Below are 18,619 nucleotides of genomic sequence, written 5' to 3'. Positions count from 1 at the left end.
ATGAAAAAGATACTATTTACCGTGCTATTTTTGGGTGGGCTCGTTTCCTTGCGGGCTGAGGAAGTGCCTGATAGCTTATCGGTGCAGAAAAAAGTGACCATAGAAGAGGTTGTTGTTACCGGAACACGAAACGAGACGGACGTGCGGCATTTGCCGATGACGGTTTCCGTGGTGAACCGGGAACAGATCGAACATCGTAACGATCCCTCGTTATTGCCTCTTTTGACCGAGTATATACCGGGACTTTTCACGACTTCCAGAGGGCTGATGGGATATGGGGTATCCGGAGGGGCTGCCGGGGGAATGAGTTTACGGGGAATCGGGGGTGTGCCACAGGAGGGATTACCGACAACAGGGATGCTCGTGTTAATTGACGGACACCCGCAATACATGGGACTGATGGGACACCCGATTTCCGATGCTTACCAGTCTTTGCTGGCGGAACGTGTAGAAGTGCTGCGGGGTCCGGCGTCTGTGTTATACGGGTCGAATGCGATGGGGGGAGTGATCAATATTGTAACCAGGAAGATGCAACAGGATGGAATCCGGACACATGCAAACGTGAGGTACGGTTCGTATAACACGTTGCAATCGGAGGTTACCAATCGTATTCGGAAGGGGCGGTTCACAAGTATTGTCAGTGGTTCCTATAATCGTACGGACGGCCACCGGAAAGATATGGAGTTCGAGCAATATGGCGGTTATGCCAAATTCGGGTACGAGATTTCGGATGCGTGGAATGTTTGGGCCGATGTGAATCTGACTCATTTTGATGCTTCGAATCCGGGAGAAATTTCCAATCCATTACTTGATAACGACCAGCGAATTACACGAGGAATGACGTCTTTTGCCTTGGCTAATCATTATGCGAAAACGTCGGGAACGTTGAGTTTCTTTTATAACTGGGGGAAACATTGGATTAATGATGGTTATCATTTAGGGGGTGATCCTCTTGATTATCGGTTTCATTCACGGGACCAGATGTTGGGTGTCTCTTGGTACCAGAGTGTACAGCTTTTCGAGGGGAATCGCCTGACCGTGGGATTTGATTATTTCCATTTCGGGGGAGAGGCTTGGAACAAGACATTAGCGGGAGAACGAGATACCCAAGCGGATAAAACACAGGATGACGTGGCAGGATATATTGATTTCCGGCAGAATTTGGGAGATTGGCTTACTTTTGACGTGGGACTCCGTGTCGACCATCATTCGCAAGTGGGGACAGAGTGGGTTCCGCAGGTCGGGTTTTCTTTCCATTTGCCGGAAAACAGCGAGGTGAAGTTGATGGCAAGCAAGGGATTCCGTTACCCGACGATTCGTGAAATGTATATGTTCCGTCCGGCTAACCCGGATCTGAAACCGGAGAGGTTATGGAGTTACGAACTTTCATTTGCACAGCGGTTGCTGGATGGGCGATTGTCATACGGTGTGAATGTTTTCTATATTGATGGGGAGAACCTGATTATGCGTATGCCGATAGACGGGCGTCCCTTGAACGTGAACACGGGAAAGATTGAGAATGCCGGTGTGGAGGCTCAGGTGGCTTACCGGATTGTTCCCGCTTGGTCCGTGGATGCGAATTATAGTTATTTGCACATGGATAATCCCGTGTTAGCCTCTCCGGAGCATAAACTTTATGTAGGAACGGCTTTTTCAAAGGGACGTTGGAATGTGTCAACCGGATTGCAATACGTGGCCGGGTTGTATAAAGAACTTGATCCGGAGGAAACCGAGGATTTCCTGTTATGGAATGTACGTGGGTCTTTCCGTGTACTGGATGGGTTTGATGTTTGGGTGAAGGGAGAGAATCTACTCGCTCAAAGGTACGAGATCAACGCCGGATTCCCGATGCCTAAGGCGACGGTGATGGCGGGAGTGAATATAAAATTTTAAATCGTAATACATAATATCATGAAAATGAGAAGGAATATTTGTATGATTTTGTTCTCCGTGCTGTCAACCGTGACAGGGATGAATTGCGCTAACGCGCAAGAACAGAAATCCGATGGAAATACCAATGTACCGAAAGTGTATATGTTCAAGGAGATTTCCCCGGAGAATTTGGTGAAGATTTACGAAGCTTTAGGTCGGGAGGCAACAGGAAAAGTTGCCGTGAAATTATCCACGGGAGAACCGGGTGGGCATAATTTCCTGCAACCGGCTTTGATCAAGGATTTGGTGCAGAAGGTGAAGGGAACTATCGTGGAATGTAACACGGCTTACGGGGGTGGACGTGCCGATACCGAAAATCATTTGAAAGCGGCTAAAGATCACGGGTTCACTGCCATTGCTCCGGTGGACATCATGGATGCGGAGGGAGAAGTGGCACTTCCCGTGAAGGGGGGTAAGCATTTGAAAGAGGATTTTGTCGGTTCGCATTACTTGAACTATGATTTCACGATTGTTCTTTCACATTTTAAAGGCCACGCGATGGGTGGTTTCGGGGGAGCTATCAAGAACATATCCATTGGTATTGCATCCTCTGCCGGAAAAGCTTGGATTCATTCAGCCGGGAAAACGAAAGGCAACCCGTGGGGTAATTTGCCCCCGCAGGATGATTTTCTGGAATCTATGGCCGAGGCCGCAAAGGCAATCGTAGACCATTGTGGGGACAAGATTTTGTATATCAGCGTGGCGAATAATCTTTCCGTGGATTGCGATTGTGATTCTTCCCCGGAAGATCCCAAGATGGGAGACATCGGTATTCTGGCTTCTCTTGATCCGATTGCTTTGGACAAGGCCTGCACGGATTTGGTTCGGGCTTCCGAAGATCATGGAAAGATTCATCTGATCGAACGTATTGATTCCCGTAATGGAATGCACACGTTGGAATATGGTGAAAAGATCGGTTTGGGAAGTCAGAAGTATGAATTGGTGAAACTGGATTAAAGAATATAAGAGTATGAGAACGACAATAGTAAAACTTTATTCATTGGAATATAATCAGTTGAGGACCTATTGGGCCGTGACTTTATTCGTGGCGGGTAATATGATCCTGCCGCAGTTGTGTCACCTGGTTCCGCAGGGTGGTATTCGCTGGTTACCGATTTATTTCTTTACCCTCGTGGGGGCTTATAAATACGGTTGGAAGGTGGGTTTATTGACGGCACTCGTTTCTCCGTTGGTAAATTCGGCTCTTTTCGGGATGCCCGCGGTGGCCGTGTTGCCTGCCGTGTTGCTGAAATCGGTGTTATTGGCCGTGGCTGCCGGGTATGCGGCAACCCGTTTTCGGAAGGCCTCTTTGGTATTACTCGTGGGAGTGGTACTTTTTTACCAGATCGTGGGAACGTTAGGCGAGTGGATGCTGGAAGGTAGTTTTTATGTTGCCTTACAGGATTTTCGTATCGGGTTACCCGGAATGTTGATGCAGGTTTTGGGTGGTTGGCTATTTATTAACCATATAATTCGTAAATAGAGTATGATGAATTCATTATTTATTGGCAGTGTCGGTATGCCGGAAGTGCTGCTTATCGTGTTAGTCGTGTTACTGTTATTCGGTGGCAAGAAGATTCCTGAATTGATGAGAGGAATTGGCAAGGGCATACATTCTTTCAAAGAAGGAATGAACGGGGTGGAGAAAGAAATTACTTCAGAAGAGAAAAAAGAGTAGTATGGAACAAGTCGGTAAGTCTGAGAATCAGAGTTTTTGGGAACACCTGGACGTGCTGCGGGCCTCGTTGGTGAAGATTGCCATCGTGACCGTGGCTTTTGGTGTTGTAGCGTTCTTTTTCAAAGATGAGTTGTTTGCTGTTATATTAGCGCCCAAAGAGGCAGATTTTATTACTTACCGGCTTTTATTTTCGCTTAGTGGATGGGTGACGGGTGCCGAATCCCCGGACTTTTTCGTGAAATTGATCAATACCGGGTTGGCGGAACAGTTTTTGATCCACATGAAAGTGGCGATGTGTGTGGGGATTTTATGTGCATCCCCTTATATTTTGTACCAATTATTCCGTTTCGTGTCCCCGGCTCTCTACTCTAACGAGCGTAAGTATGTCGTGAGAGTGGTGGGGAGCGGGTATGTCATGTTTATGCTGGGTGTCCTGCTTAGCTATTTTCTTATCTTTCCGTTAACTTTTCGTTTCTTGGGAACTTATCAGGTGAGTAGTGACGTGGAGAATATGATCGCGTTGCAATCGTATATCAGTACCTTGATTTTGATGAGTCTTGCCATGGGAATCGTCTTCGAGATACCTATACTTTCGTGGTTATTTGCCAAGCTGGGATTTATCTCTGCCGATTTTATGAAACGCTATCGACGTCATGCCGTGGTAATTATTCTTATCGTGGCTGCCGTTATAACCCCGACATCAGATATATTCACGTTGTCATTGGTGGCGTTGCCGATGTGGTTGTTGTACGAGGTGAGTATTTGGATTGTGAAACGTGCTGTTCGGTAAATATGAAAAGTATTATTTTGTCTTAAAAGATGATTTCCTGAAGAACGAGGCTGATAAAAGATACCTGAAAAATTGTATGTCCCAATGAAATGTAGTAAATTTGTATATCATTAAAAATGAATGATAAATGACTATATTTGATGAATATAAGACATATACGGGCGAAGTTTCAATTTCTCCATCTTTACTTTGGGAATATGATTTATCCTGTTTTGACTGGTGGAAATCAAGAAAGATTGTGGTTCAGCGTGTCATCGAAAGAGGGTGGCTGAAGGATTTTTATGCAGCATTCAAATTATACGGGGGAATAGAAGGATTTAGGGAAATCATAAAGGAGGTTCCGAGCTTGTCTCCACGAGATATGAATTTCGTTTGTGTTGTCTTTAATTTGAAAAAAGAAGAATTGAAATGTTATACACGGAAACTGTTGCGAGATCGACTCTTGAACTCCTGAAAAAGTTGGAGGCAGAAAGAATGATGGTTGGTTTTAACTTGGCAGGAGGAACCTCTTTATCTCTATATTTAGGACATAGACTGAGTTTGGATTTAGATCTTTTCACTCCGGAATCATTTGATGCAGTTCGATTGGAACTATTCTTGAAAGAGGAATATGGATTTCGTACAGATTTCATGGCAAAAAATACTCTGAAGGGTACGATTGATGGCGTAAAAATAGATTGTATTACCCATTCTTATGACTATCTTGAGAATCCATACATTGAATCCGGTATAAGGTTGTATAGTATGGAAGACGTTATTGCCATGAAGCTTTCTGCTATTGCAGACAATGGATCACGATTAAAGGATTTTATTGATATCGCTTTCCTCTCTACTCGTTTCCCTTTCAGTTCAATGTTGAAAATGTATGAACGTAAATTTCCAAATTCAAATGTCATAAGACCTTTTAAGGCTATTACCTATTTTGATGATATTGATTTTGAGGAGGATATTGTCATGGTGAATGGAGAATATGATTGGAGGTCGATCGAAAAGAGATTGATTGAGATGACCCAAATTCAAGATAAAACTTTCGAAGCGTTTCCATTTCCTAAAAAGGATATAAGAAATAGGTGATGGTAAGAATTTTTTATTGATCTATACTTTTGATTTTGAACAGAATAAAACATATAAAGTGATATTAAATATCAACAACTGATCTGTGTTAGAGAACATAGGTGGTAATTGTGTTGTTTATATGTGTTACTCCTATGGATATTAATTTATTTGGTTTTTGAAAATCATTTTATACTTTTACACGGGTAATGTGTGTAAAAGTATAAAGTTATGGCTTTTGTTGAACAGGATAAAGAAAAGACTTTCACGATGGTTTTCGATAAGAATTACGAGGCTCTGTGTTTGTACGCCGTAAAGTTTACCGAGGATTTTTTGGAGGCGGAGGATATAGTGCAGGAGGCGTTTGTACGTTTTTGGGAAATGTATCGAGATCGTTTGACCACGGAAAATGCCCGGCCTTTATTGTATCGGATGACACGAAACATGTGTGTGGATCGTGTCCGGGAGAAACCCAAAAGCGTTGTGGATGTGGAAGTAATGACAGATCAACTGGTCTATTATTTTCAGCCGGAATCAGAAGATGATTCCAAGATTGATTTGTTGATGAAAGCCGTTAAAAATTTGCCTGTTAAGTGTCAGCAAGTACTTGTTGCGATCTGTTTCAATGAAAAAAAATACAAGGATGTGGCAGAGGAAATGCAAGTCTCTGTTAATACTGTTAAGACCCAACTGGCGAGGGCTTTGAAGTTGTTAAGGGAGAATTTGAACAGAGAGGATTTCGAGTTATTTCTTACTTTTTTTGTATTTTCTTACTAATTCTTTTCACCCATTTTTCGTTTTTTTCGTTGTATTAATAAACGATCCTTTAATAATAGCTAAAAATTAGCTATATAGAATACTGTTGTTTAACAATCCAAATATCTTTTCACGCTCGTAATCAATTAATTGTAAAAAAGTCTTTTTCCCTACGTTTCTTTCTCAATAATTGATCGTTTATTTAGATTTTATATGAACCAAAATTGGGAAGAAATTATATGGAGAGCCTTGCGGAACGAGTGTTCATCGGAAGAGCTGATGAAGTTACAGGAGTGGCGTAATGAGACTCCCGATAATGAACAGATGTACGAGGATATAAAGGGAATTGCAGGGATGGGAAACTTTTTGAAGGGGATTGATTCCTTGCACAAGGAAAATGCTTTGGAAAATATTCTGAAAAGAACGAGGCAGAGATCATTGGGGCATTCTCGACTTTTGAAATATGTGGCGGTATTTCTTTTACCTTTGTTGTTAGGTGGCACGTTATTTTATTTTCTCAAGTTTAAACAACAAGCTGGCGAAAAACTTCCTGTATCTGTAGCTAAACAGATCCTACCGGGAGGACCTAAGGCGATTCTTTACCTTTCAGATGGTCAAGTGATTGATTTGAACCGGACCATTGATTCGGTTATCGTTGATAAACATTCAGGACAGGAAATTACGTTATCAAAGGATATAAACGCCTTGAATTATAGTGGTGTGACAGGGAATACCACTCAACCAAAAGAGTTAGCATACAATCGAATCGAAGTTCCGAGGGGAGGCGAGTATATGTTGGTGTTATCTGACGGAACAAAAGTGTGGCTAAATTCAGAAACCCGCTTAGAGTACCCGCTTACATTCGGAGAGTATAGCCGGGATGTACGTTTAAGCGGAGAGGCTTATTTTGAGGTGACAAAGGATGAGGCAAGGCATTTTAACGTCATCATGGAGGGGGCGACAATCGAGGTTACGGGAACCTCTTTTAACGCATCTTGTTACCCGGGAGAAGGACAATGCAAGGCCGTGTTGGAAAGTGGTAAGATCAATTTAAGAACAGAGTATGGGGTGGCAGCCGTTGACGTGGGCGAGTGTGCCTCTTATGATATTGTTTCGGGTAAAGTGACCGTGGAGGCCGTTGACTTGAAATACTTCACCTCGTGGCGATACGGTACATTTTATTTTTACAACACGCCCTTATCCGAGATCGTTCAGAAGTTGGGACGCTGGTATGATGTGAATTTTAAATTTGCTGATGAATCCTTGCGAGACGTGTGTTTTTCCGGAGCTGCACTACGAAGTAAATCAATTGATTTTATGTTAGAATTGTTGGCGAGTACGCAATCATTGAACTTTGATATACAGGGTGATGGAACAATCATGATATATAAAAAATAAAAGAGGAAGAATTGGTCCTCTTCCCCTTTTCTATTTAGCTAAATCTCTCCGGCAAGAGAGAATTAATAATTAATGGTACACAAATCTATGAAAAAAAAATCAAAAGATGGCACATCCCGGTGCGGGAAAGTGACATGCAAATTTTGGAAAGTTATGCGATTGCAGCTATTAATGATTTTTGTGACACTATTTCAGTTACATGCTGAAAATAGTTACACGCAACAAAAGGTGAGTATCCTGTTTAAGGATGCCGCGATCGAGGAGGTAATCAAGGCGGTCGAGGCTCAATCCGGTTACGTGGTGGTGTATAACAATACACTGTTGAAGACTGTAAAACGGGTTACCGTGACTTTACGGGATGTGAATGCCGTGGAGGCTTTGAATGAGGCTTTAAAAGGAAGTGGTTTACATTGTAAGCTGGTAGAAAATTTCTTGGTAATCGCCAAGGATAACGTAAAAACGGCTCCGGAAGATGATAAGGGGAGAAGGATTGAGGGGAAGGTGACGGATAAGGATAAAATGCCACTTCCGGGTGTAACCGTGCTGGTAAAGGGTACGAAATTGGGTGTGGTGACTGATACGGCCGGAAAATTCCAGTTAACATTACCACTAGAGAAAGAGGTAACCTTACAATTCTCTTTTATTGGAATGAAGGCTCAAGAAGTGAAAATTAAGGATTATAAACCGCTTTCAATTGTGTTGGAAGAAGAGGCAACAGAGGTTGAGGAGGTCGTTGTGAATGGTATTTTTCAACGGAAAGCGGGAAGTTTTACCGGTTCAGCTTTGACGATGAAAGGGGAGGATTTGAAACGAGTAAGTAACTCGAACGTGTTTGCCAGTTTGAAAAATTTGGACCCGTCATTGATGATTTTTGATAATTTAGAATTTGGTTCTGACCCCAATAAGATGCCGACGATGGCTTTGCGAGGTAAAACTGCTTTTGATTTAGGATCGGATGATATTGATTTGAAGGGAAGTTATGCAAATGACCCGAACGCTCCTTTGTTTATATTGGACGGTTTCGAGGCCTCTGTTCAGAAAATTGCCGATTTGGATATGAATCGTGTGGAGTCGTTGACGATTTTGAAGGATGCCTCGGCAAAAGCTATTTATGGTTCCAAGGCGGCTAACGGTGTGATTGTAATCGAGACTAAAAAAAATACCGAATCTTCTTTGCGAATCTCGTATAGCGGAAGCGTGGAAATTCAGGCTCCCGATCTTTCTTCTTACAACCTGACGAATGCGGCGGAAAAGTTGGAGATAGAGAAAGATGCCGGATTGTATTACGATAAAAATCTTTCGACCTTGTTTAATTTGCAAAAGGATTATAATAAAAAACTGGCGGCAGTGGTTTCCGGGATTGATACGGATTGGTTATCAAAACCATTGCGTAATGGTGTCGGGACGAAACATGGTATTTCTTTCGAGATGGGAAATGAACGGTTGAATTTGATTGTCGGGTTTAGCTATAATAACGTTCAAGGAACAATGAAGGGTTCCGACCGTACGAATTACGAGGGTAGTGTGTCTATTTCATATCGTTACAAAGGACTGAATTTCCGAGATAATTTAACGATTACATCCAACGTGGCAAATGATTCACCTTACGGGGCTTTCAGCGAGTACGCGGTTTTGAATCCTTATCTTTCCCCGTATGATGAAAAGGGAAATTTGGTACAGAATGCCAGTATCATTCCCGGGGCGGATAATTTTGAGGCAAACCCCTTGTATAATGCCTCTTTGAATACGAAGTTAACAAGTAAGTATCTTGACGTGACGAATAATTTCAGCGTGGAGTGGATGATCGTGATGGGATGGAAAGTAACGGGACGTTTTGGAATTACGGAAAAAAGAGTGCGGGCAGATGAGTTCTATCCAGCGAACCATCTGAAGTTCAGAAGTTATTCGGGAGAAGATTTGTTCCGAAAAGGAAGTTACCAAATGAATGAAGGGGAAGAGAAACGGATGAGCGGTGACGTCAATATGCAGTTCTCGCAACAATTTGGAGATAAACATTACGTGTTTGCCAATGCCGGCTTTACTTTGTCGGAGGCTTATTACGAGGAGTTGATTTACAAGGCAGAAGGTTTCCCGCATGACCGGATGAACGATATGATGTTTGCCCGTCAATACGTGAAGGATACCAAACCGACGGGGCGGGAATCCACAATTCGGGATATTGCTGTGTTGTTTGCCGGTAACTATGCCTATGATGATCGGTTTCTTGTGGATGGTTCTTTCCGGACGAGTGCTTCCAGCCAATATGGAAAGAATAACCGTTGGGGACAATTTTGGAGTGTCGGTGTGGGGTGGAACATACATAATGAGGTGTGGTTGAAAGACTCTAAAATACAGCAATTGAAATTGAGAGGTTCTGTTGGATATACCGGAGCGCAAAGTAGCGAGGCCTACGCATCTTTGGCTACTTATGAATATGATTTGGAACGGGTGTACATGGGATTTCTGGGGTCGAAGTTGAAGGCGATGCGGAATGAAGATTTGAAGTGGAAGGAAAAGTTTGATTATAATGTGGGTTTGGATTTTAATATCGGACGTTTGTTTAGTATGAAGTTTGATTATTATATCGGAAAGACAAAAAATAATTTATTGGATTTTGACATTCCGACATACACGGGTTTTAAAACGGTAAAAGAAAATGTGGGTGACGTGGAGAATAAAGGATTTGACCTGCGGTTGAGTATAACTCCGTGGAATATGCCTCGGGAACGAGCCTATTTCACAATTACCACGGCTATTTCCCGAAACAAGAATAAGATAACGGGAGTATCGGCAGCTATGCAAAATTATAATGACAAGCAGGATGAGGTTGCAAGTAGTGTTTTCTATAACAAACCGGTGCAAAAGTATTATGACGGGGTTTCTTTGGATGCAATTTGGGCGGTTCGTTCTTTAGGGATAGACCCGACGAATGGGCAGGAGATTTATTTAGATAAGAAGGGGAACCGAACTTACACTTACCGGGTGTCCGATCAGGTCGTTTGTGGAGATAAGTTACCGGATTTCCAAGGAACAGCCGGGTTCATGTTTAGTTATAAGGGGATTGAATTGAATGCGACTTTCCGTTTCCAGTACGGGGCGCAAATGTATAACCAGACGTTGGTAGATAAGGTAGAGAATGCCTCGTTGAAAGGGAATGTGGATAAACGTGTGTACGACGGTCGTTGGCGTAATCCCGGTGACTTGAAACCGTATAAAACTTTGGGAAACCAATGGGTTGCAGAGGAGGGGGAGTACAAGGATGAAAAAACGCAGGCTACCTCCCGTTTCGTGCAGGATCGGAATGAATTGAGTCTCTCTTCTCTGAGGGTAGGGTATGATTTCTGGAAACATAATTTTATCAAAAAAGTCGCCATGGAGCGTTTGAGAGTAGAATTCTACATGAATGATGTATTTATGTTATCGTCGATTAAGACGGAAAGAGGTACGGCTTATCCTTTTGCAAGATCGTTCAATTTTGCTATACAAGCTACATTTTAACACTAGTGATTATGAAGAAAGTACGTGATATATTTTGTGTTTTACTGTTACTCTGCACGACAATGTCTTGCGAGAATTGGTTGGATGTGGACCCGAAGACAGAAATCAAATCCGAATTGATGTTTCAATCGGTGAGCGGGTTCAAGGATGCTTTGATGGGGGTTTACCTGACATTACGTGATCCGGAATTGTACGGAAAGGAAGCCACGTGGGGTTTTGTGGATGCTATTGGGCAACAAACGGATATTCAGGATCAGGCAGCCGCTTATTATAATGCGAGCCGTTATAATTATTCCCAGACTTCGGGAGTTTCAGATGCTCTTTGGGCCAAGGCTTTCAACGCTATTGTGAATCTGAATAATATGTTGGAAAATTTAGATAAACAACAGAATTTGTTTACCCCAGCAACTTATGGGGTGTTGAAAGGGGAAGCCTTGGGATTGAGGGCATTCTTGCATTTTGATTTGGTGCGCTTGTTCGGTTGGGGTAATTTGGCGAAGAAACCGGAAAATTTGGAGAAATTGTGTATGCCATACATGACAAAATATGATAAGGTTTTGACGAAACAATTGACTGTTGGTGAAGTTTTGGCTCATATTGAAGAGGATTTATTGGCATCGATAGAATTGCTGAATAATAGTGATCCTTACGGATTGGCACCTAAGCAGGATGATTATGATTTACCAAACGAAGATAAGTTTTTCGATAATCGTGAAAAGCGTTTTAATTATTGGGCGGCAGTTTGCACGTTGACCCGTGTATATATGTGGATGGGACGAAAAGGGGAAGCCTTGACGTTGGCAAAATCTTTTATTGACAAGGGCGGTCGGACTTCTTGGATTGATTCGTACACGATTGACGCTTACTACGAGAAAGATCGGGACCTGACCTTTTCCAGAGAACACGTGTTTGCCTTGGATATAGCAGAGCTTTTCGAGAGCGTTAAACATTATATTGATCCCAATGCAAACAAGCCTAACCGGAATGCCGATTTGTTATATCATTCGAGCGAGCGGGCTAATAAGTTATTCGAGGCTGTTAATGGTGTAAGCACGGATTATCGTTATAAACGGTGGTACAATAAGGTGAATGATTTTTTTGACGGCTGGGCTTTCTATAAGTACTGGGAGGTTGAGGAGTACTCGCATGGGAGCGTGTTACCTCTAATTCGGAAACCGGAGATGTATTACATGGCGGCGGAATGTCTGTTGGAAACGGGTAACGATGCCGATCGGATAAAAGCAATCGAGTATCTTAACACGGTGAGGGACAACCGGGGAATTGCAAAACTCGGTAATGACATGACGGCGGGAACCGTGCAAGACGAGATCACGAAGGAGTATCAGCGTGAATTTATAGGGGAAGGTCAGTTGTTTTATTACTATAAACGGTTGGGGTTCGAGAAGATTCCTTACTCGACCAAGCCGGGTAACGATGCGGTTTACGTGGTCCCGTTACCCTCTGGAGATGTCGGCTTGGGTGGAATGGAAGATTACAAGAAAAAATAACGGATTAAAAGAGTATGTGTATGAAACAGATGATAATTAGGTTAATGATAGCGGCATTGGCAATAAGTTTGTGGGTGTCGTGTGATCAGGAGAAGACCATAATGTACCGGCAAGAGGCCGGAGTGCGGTTTATGTATCAAGCTGAGGATGAATATAGTTTCGTGGATAATTATGGCGAGACGGTACATTTGTATTATATCACGGTTGCGACAACGGGAGATTCCGTTGATTATGAACGAAAGGTGTCGATTGCCGTGGTCGAAAATGATACGAATTACGTGAACACGGCTCGTCCGGAACAATATAAATTGTTGGAAGGTGTGGTTCCTGCCGGGTCTTTCTCTGGTGAGGTTCCGGTGGAAATTCATTGTACACCGGATATGAGTGACAGTAGTTTTGTGGTAAATATAAAATTGGTTCCCAATGAAGACTTCCCACTTGCCGGTTTTGACAATCGTTATTTCGAGCTGTCGATGACGAATCAGTTGGTTAAGCCCAAGAACTGGGGGAATCTTGCTTTTTATTTTGGTCAACAATTTTCTATAAGTTGGTACCGTTTTATTCTGAATGTGTTGAATGTATCATACATTCCTTATCCTTCAGCTCAAGAGGGGGATGAAAAGTGGAGTTATAATCAGTTATTGGCTAATGCCGGGAAGGTAAAGGCTGCATTGCTCCAGTATAACCGGGAACATCCGAATGATCCTTTGCGGCATGAAGATGGGGATTATGCGGGTGACGAGGTAAAAATGCCTTAACGGGATGTTTATAGAGTGATGTTTAATTCAGTAAAGAAGAAAACAATGAAAAGAATATCGATATTTTTATTATTATACATGGCTTTCGTGGCGATGTCTTGTTACGAGGATCATTCTGCCAAAGATTTTAAAATCATAAAGCCTATCGTGATCGAATTTGCCGGGGCGGAAACAGCCGTGAAGATTTTTCAATTTGATACGTTGGAGATTAACCCGATTATTTACAAGAACGGGGTGTCCGACGAGAATTTGACGTACGAATGGAAGATTCAGGGGAACGAGTATCCTGAGACCGTATTATCGAATAAAATGACTTTCCGTGAGCCTATTTCGGCTGCACCGAATAGTACTGCGTATGATCTTATTCTGACGGTTACGGATAAGACTACTGACATTCAGGAATTTTCCCGAATATCCGTGACAGTTGAAAGTTCTTTGGGTGAGGGACTGTTGGTTGCCGATACACGGGATGGGGAGACGGGAGATGTGTCATTGATTATGTCTATGAATTTTACTCGTGGTTTGTTGGAAAAGAATACTCGGTTTTATCGGAATGTTTATTCTTCCGTGAATCAACATAACCTGAACGGTTTGGTGAAAGATATGCAATCGTTCGTGAAATCTGATTCCCGGACACTGACGATCTTGACAGATAAGGATATTTACCGGGTTGATCCATTCGAGTTTGCGGATTGGGAAATGAATAACGACCTTTTCTTCGTGCCGATTGACGGTGATCTTCAGCCTAAGAATATGATGTTGTGGGATTATTGGGGAGTTGAATTCTTGAATGTGAATGGGAAGGTATATCCAAGAAATTCATCTTGGGGTAATTTGTATTACAATTTTTACATGTACACTCCTGATTTGGCTGACTATGATGTAAGCCAGATGATCGTCTGTGGGACATATTACTATGCTGTACCTTATGCTTTTGATGAAAACAAGAATCGATTCCTTCAAGTCAATAGTCGTTATGATGGCTTCCTGCAATTTAGGGAACAGAACCCGGGATTGTTGTTTGACGTGAACAACGTGGGTGCGTATGACGCTATATACATGGGTGAGGGTGAAAATGCCCAGTTAATGACTGTTTTCAAAGCTGAAAAAGGAAATGATTATTGGCTGGCTGCTATGCAGACCAAAGAGGAAGATACTGGAAGTAATTTACCGAAAGGACGTTATGTTTTGACGAACTGTCCCGGAATAAACGAAGCCGTGGGTTTTGCTGCATCTCCGATCTCGACAGATTTTTATTATGCAACAAAAGATCAGATATACACGATAGCCTTGGGTGATTCCCAGAATGTGACAGCGGAGAGCCGTTATATTGTGGATAGAGAAAGAGACGGGGAAATTACTTCTCTAACGATGTGGCGGGGGGAATATGGTCGGATGAATGTGAGTAGTGAGACGAGTTCTACCGGGATGACCACGCAAAATGCTCAATACCGGATGTTGATTATTACGACTTATAAAGAATCAACCGGAGAGGGGAAAGTACTAACAATTCCTATAGTCAAACTGACGAGTGGAACTCTGGAACCTAATCGTGAGATTCACGGAAGATATGAAGGATTTGGCCGGATTACGAAAGTGGCCTATAATAAAGTGGGTAACTAAAATAAGCGATTTATGAGAACAATATTAAGAAATATGATCTGCCTGTTATTACTGACAATGGGTTGGGTGGCTTGTAATGATGACGATGATAATATCGAGGTAGGGGTACGCCCGATTAATCCGGTTCGGGTGAGCGAAATTACCGGACATAACGATCATTGGGGGGATTACACGTTGAAAATTCAATACGTGAATGATAAGTTGGAAAATATGAGTCGTTATGATAAAAACGGTCGCCGAAAAGGAGGACTTTCAGTGACGAAAGAACAAGGTGTTATTACCTATGCCGTGAATGATTACGTGTATAACGTGGATGCCGATTCTATCGCTCGTTTGGATTTGTGGCTGAAAGAAAAATATGGGACGGGGAATTATTCTTTGGAAGATAGTATTCCCGTGATAGCAAGAACTTTGTACAAAGTGGATGTGACTCTTGATGAAGAGAGTATGGTTACACAGCAAGTATTTAGTTATTATATTCCTAAAACCGATTTCGGGTTGGGCGATGATTTTGATAATACCTATACACTGGATTATAAGGAGACTTTTATTTATGAGTATGGGGAAGGTACTTCAATTGTAAATGTCCGTTCATTTTATGATACATTTGTCCCGGATGATGCTAAAAATTATGAAACTCGTACGCTTTATAAATATGAATATGTGTATGATGGAAAGCGAATCGTGACGAATCGGATTTATCAGGTGAATAAGCACAGCGAGTTAAGTTGGGATTTAATAAATGAGCGTGGGTACACGTATTCCGGTGGTTCTTTGATCTCGGTGAAAGGTGACGGGTATTTGTTGGAAAAAAATTATAGTGACACCCGGACATTGTCGTTGAATTTGAATGGAGAAATGACTTCTTGTGCGTTGGATGAATATGGTTTCCTTGTTAAAAGTGATAATGGTAAGGGAGAGGTGATAAACGTAACTTATGAACCCGGAAACGGTAATTTTTATCATTTGTATCGTTTGGATCGGGAGCAGGAAGGATTTCCGGTTACAAAATAGTGATGAATGTAGTTTCGAGGAGTCGCTTGCGACTCCTTTTTTACTTGTAAATGAGAAAATATGACGAATTATTTGAAATGCCTGATATTGCTTTTGTTCGTGGGAAATCTGGCTATTGCGGGGGAGAAAAAGGTTCGTTGCGTGATTCATGGCGAGTTGATCGGTATGGAGGCAAAAGAAGTACTTTTAGTGGATGCCACGGTGGATTCCCGTTACCACGGGACGTACGTTCCGGTAGAGGATGGACGTTTTAAATACGTGTTGGAATTACCGCACGTGGAGGGTTACAAATTGATCTTTGTAACTAAGAATCCGAGAGTGTGGTACACTGTTCCGTTTATCGTCGAGAACGGAAAATTGCATATCACGGTGAATGCCGATAAAAGCTACGAGATACGGGGAGGGGTTTTTAATGATAGATACCGGAAATACCAAGAATTGCAACAACAGGAGATCGGCTGGAAACGTTTTTCTTTCATGCATAAATTCTGTGCGGGGCAATGGGATGAGTTGTACTATTTCCTTGTGGTGGATGAATTACAACGGCGTCAGGTGTATCAGGCGGAGCTGGACGATGAATTGGAAAATGCTTATCACGTGTTGGCAGAAAAATTCGCATCCAGTAAATATACCTGTTTGGGCAAGATGTTAATCGACGGTTTTCATTCCGTGAAACCGGGCGGGCATTACGTGGAATTTGAGGCTCCAGATTTGGAAGGGCGTGTGGTAAATGTTCCGGAGGTGATCAATGGGAAAATTGCGATCATTGATTTATGGGCCTCATGGTGTATGCCTTGCCGGGCAAAGGCGAAAATGATGATCCCGATTTACGAGAAGTATAAGGATAAAGGTTTCGAGATTGTCGGTGTTGCTAGGGAATTCAAGAATACCGAACGGATGAAGCAGGCTATTGCTCAGGATAAATACCCTTGGTTGCAACTGGTCGAGCTGGATGATGGGCAGAAATTGTGGACCCGTTATATGTTGGGAAATGCCGGGGGCGGTGTCTTTCTGGTCGATCGGGACGGGACGATTCTTGCCGTGAATCCGAAGCCGGAAGAAGTACAGAAGGTTTTAGAGCAGAAATTGGGGGAGTAGAGGATTTTTATTCATAAATGAAGCCGAATCATTTTCTCGTTAGCAGAAATGATTCGGCTTTATGATTTGATCGATATATAGGATTACTTGTGTTTGCCACAACCACCGCAACCGTTACATTCGTGGTCTTCATTTACAGTAGCAGGATCGCCATGGCCGCCTCTTTGTCCGCCACGTTTATCCATCATCTCTTTCCGGCGTTTTTCCATTTCTTGTTTTCTCTTTTCCAGATTAGTCAAGTAAGTTTTATATTGCTCTTCTGTCAAGATTTTCTTTAGGGAAAGGTTTTGCTGCTCTTCCATCTTTTTCATATTGACCATCACGGGATCCCGTTGGCCTTGATATTTTTTCATGAGCTCACCTCTCTGTTTGATGTTTTCGGTAAGCAAATCTTTTACCTGTTTTTCTTGTTGTTCGTTGAGTTTCAACTCGGTTTTCATTTGTTCAACCTGTTTTTTTACCATTTCTTCGGGGTTCATGTGACCTCTTTGCCCGCGATGTTGTGGGCCGTGTTGTTGTGCGCTTACTCCTAGTGCCATGAAAAGAAAAAGCGACGAGATAATTAGGGTTACTGTTTTCATACTTTCTTTTATTAACGTTTGTAATGGCATGGAATTTAGAATTTTAAGTGGCCGGTAAATTTCATGCGTTTTTAAAATGCATTTACATTTAAGACAAAACGAGGGAGAAAAGGTTTATCATCGAGTCTCTCTATTTTTATATTTCGTTCTGAAATAAAAGTTTTATCTTTGTAAACGGTAGGGAAAGGAAAAAGTTGAATTGTGTCGTTTTAAATAATATCAATTTGGGTGATAAAGAGCTAGATATTATCATTGATTTTTCTCAAGGGGACGAGAAGGCTTTCCGTGTCCTGTATGACAAGTATGCGGTTGCGTTACGTTATTTTGCCGCGAAGTACTTGAACGAGGATACGATGATTGATGATGTCGTGCAGGATGCTTTTGTCGATTTATGGGAGAAGAGGGCTGATTTCCGGGGGGAATATGCCGTGAAGGCCTATTTGTATAAAGCCGTGCGGAATGACTGTCTCAATTTGATGCGCCATCAGCAGGTGGAGGATAAATATGCTAGGCGGGTGGTAACAGAGGGGGAGGATTCCGAGTCATTTCTGGATCGGATTCTGGAATCGGAGATATTTCAAACCCTATCGGATGTCTTCAATGAATTACCCCCGGCGTGTAAAGAAGTTTACCAGATGAGCCTCGATGGAAAAAGTCATGAAGAGATCGCACAAACATTGAATATATCGGTCAACACGGTCAAAAAGCATAAGAATAATGCCAATCATTATATGAGGGAACGGTTGAAAAACGTTCTTTCTCTACTTACTTGGATTTCCTGAATACCTACTAATACTAGGGTTTTACTACTGTAATACTAGGGTTTAACTACCAAACGGGCGTTACAAGACCTATTCTTTAACCTTTCCTCGTCCTTCCTGAACGGCGATGAAAGGGTGATGAAAGGGAGATGGAAGGGCGATGGGGCATTA

Annotated in this window: 17 protein-coding genes; 16 read left to right on the top strand and 1 reads right to left on the bottom strand. The window is 42.4% G+C overall.

Going from position 1 to position 18,619, the window contains the following annotated elements; translation table 11 throughout:
- The 15 genes from R8806_RS08575 (at position 1) to R8806_RS08505 (ending at position 17,106) form a co-directional block, all read left to right on the top strand.
- Entirely contained in the window at positions 1 to 1,893 is a 1,893-nt protein-coding gene (locus R8806_RS08575; RefSeq protein WP_151412099.1) for a TonB-dependent receptor, read from the top strand.
- Between the two features lie 78 nt (positions 1,894 to 1,971).
- Positions 1,972 to 2,889 (top strand): DUF362 domain-containing protein, encoded by a 918-nt coding sequence (locus R8806_RS08570; protein ID WP_373289771.1) that lies wholly within the window; start codon positions 1,972 to 1,974, stop codon positions 2,887 to 2,889.
- Between the two features lie 13 nt (positions 2,890 to 2,902).
- Positions 2,903 to 3,415 carry an ECF transporter S component gene (locus R8806_RS08565; protein ID WP_124317953.1) on the top strand — a complete coding sequence of 171 codons (513 nt, stop codon included), beginning with the start codon at positions 2,903 to 2,905 and terminating at the stop codon, positions 3,413 to 3,415.
- Positions 3,416 to 3,418: 3 nt separating this feature from the next.
- Positions 3,419 to 3,610, top strand: a complete 192-nt coding sequence (locus R8806_RS08560; RefSeq protein ID WP_183312882.1) for a Sec-independent protein translocase subunit TatA/TatB — start codon at positions 3,419 to 3,421, stop codon at positions 3,608 to 3,610.
- Between the two features lies 1 nt (position 3,611).
- Positions 3,612 to 4,400 (top strand): twin-arginine translocase subunit TatC, encoded by a 789-nt coding sequence (tatC, locus tag R8806_RS08555; protein ID WP_124317954.1) that lies wholly within the window; start codon positions 3,612 to 3,614, stop codon positions 4,398 to 4,400.
- 127 nt (positions 4,401 to 4,527) lie between these two features.
- Positions 4,528 to 4,854: a DUF6922 domain-containing protein gene (locus R8806_RS08550; RefSeq protein WP_118304803.1), complete on the top strand. Its 327-nt coding sequence runs from the start codon at positions 4,528 to 4,530 to the stop codon at positions 4,852 to 4,854.
- Positions 4,809 to 5,474: a nucleotidyl transferase AbiEii/AbiGii toxin family protein gene (locus R8806_RS08545; protein ID WP_124317955.1), complete on the top strand. Its 666-nt coding sequence runs from the start codon at positions 4,809 to 4,811 to the stop codon at positions 5,472 to 5,474. The genes R8806_RS08550 and R8806_RS08545 overlap by 46 nt, the downstream gene beginning before the upstream one ends.
- Positions 5,475 to 5,684: 210 nt before the next feature.
- Complete coding sequence (locus R8806_RS08540; protein WP_124315646.1) at positions 5,685 to 6,230, top strand: RNA polymerase sigma factor; 546 nt, start codon at positions 5,685 to 5,687, stop codon at positions 6,228 to 6,230.
- 192 nt (positions 6,231 to 6,422) lie between these two features.
- A complete protein-coding gene (locus R8806_RS08535) occupies positions 6,423 to 7,607 on the top strand; it encodes a FecR family protein (RefSeq protein WP_124315647.1) in 1,185 nt (394 codons plus the stop codon).
- 87 nt (positions 7,608 to 7,694) lie between these two features.
- A complete protein-coding gene (locus R8806_RS08530) occupies positions 7,695 to 11,105 on the top strand; it encodes a SusC/RagA family TonB-linked outer membrane protein (RefSeq protein ID WP_167513932.1) in 3,411 nt (1,136 codons plus the stop codon).
- 11 nt (positions 11,106 to 11,116) lie between these two features.
- Entirely contained in the window at positions 11,117 to 12,613 is a 1,497-nt protein-coding gene (locus tag R8806_RS08525) for a RagB/SusD family nutrient uptake outer membrane protein (RefSeq protein WP_124315649.1), read from the top strand.
- 20 nt (positions 12,614 to 12,633) lie between these two features.
- Positions 12,634 to 13,371 carry a DUF4843 domain-containing protein gene (locus R8806_RS08520; RefSeq protein WP_164719534.1) on the top strand — a complete coding sequence of 246 codons (738 nt, stop codon included), beginning with the start codon at positions 12,634 to 12,636 and terminating at the stop codon, positions 13,369 to 13,371.
- A 45-nt stretch (positions 13,372 to 13,416) separates the two neighbouring features.
- A complete protein-coding gene (locus tag R8806_RS08515) occupies positions 13,417 to 14,994 on the top strand; it encodes a PKD-like family lipoprotein (RefSeq protein ID WP_164719535.1) in 1,578 nt (525 codons plus the stop codon).
- Between the two features lie 12 nt (positions 14,995 to 15,006).
- On the top strand, positions 15,007 to 16,008 hold the full coding sequence (locus R8806_RS08510; RefSeq protein ID WP_124315652.1) for a hypothetical protein: 1,002 nt from the start codon (positions 15,007 to 15,009) through the stop codon (positions 16,006 to 16,008).
- 60 nt (positions 16,009 to 16,068) lie between these two features.
- Positions 16,069 to 17,106, top strand: a complete 1,038-nt coding sequence (locus R8806_RS08505; protein ID WP_124315653.1) for a TlpA disulfide reductase family protein — start codon at positions 16,069 to 16,071, stop codon at positions 17,104 to 17,106.
- Positions 17,107 to 17,189: 83 nt separating this feature from the next.
- Here R8806_RS08505 and R8806_RS08500 read toward each other — a convergent pair whose 3' ends face one another.
- A complete protein-coding gene (locus R8806_RS08500; RefSeq protein ID WP_124315654.1) occupies positions 17,190 to 17,687 on the bottom strand; it encodes a hypothetical protein in 498 nt (165 codons plus the stop codon).
- A gap of 224 nt (positions 17,688 to 17,911) precedes the next feature.
- Here R8806_RS08500 and R8806_RS08495 point away from each other — a divergent pair, with 224 nt between their 5' ends.
- Complete coding sequence (locus tag R8806_RS08495) at positions 17,912 to 18,469, top strand: RNA polymerase sigma-70 factor (protein ID WP_124315655.1); 558 nt, start codon at positions 17,912 to 17,914, stop codon at positions 18,467 to 18,469.
- The last annotated feature ends 150 nt before the right edge of the window (positions 18,470 to 18,619 follow it).

This window comes from Butyricimonas faecihominis (assembly GCF_033096445.1).
GTDB lineage: Bacteria > Bacteroidota > Bacteroidia > Bacteroidales > Marinifilaceae > Butyricimonas > Butyricimonas faecihominis.
Note: the sequence above shows the minus strand (reverse complement) of the source record. Positions and strands in the feature narration are given on the sequence as shown.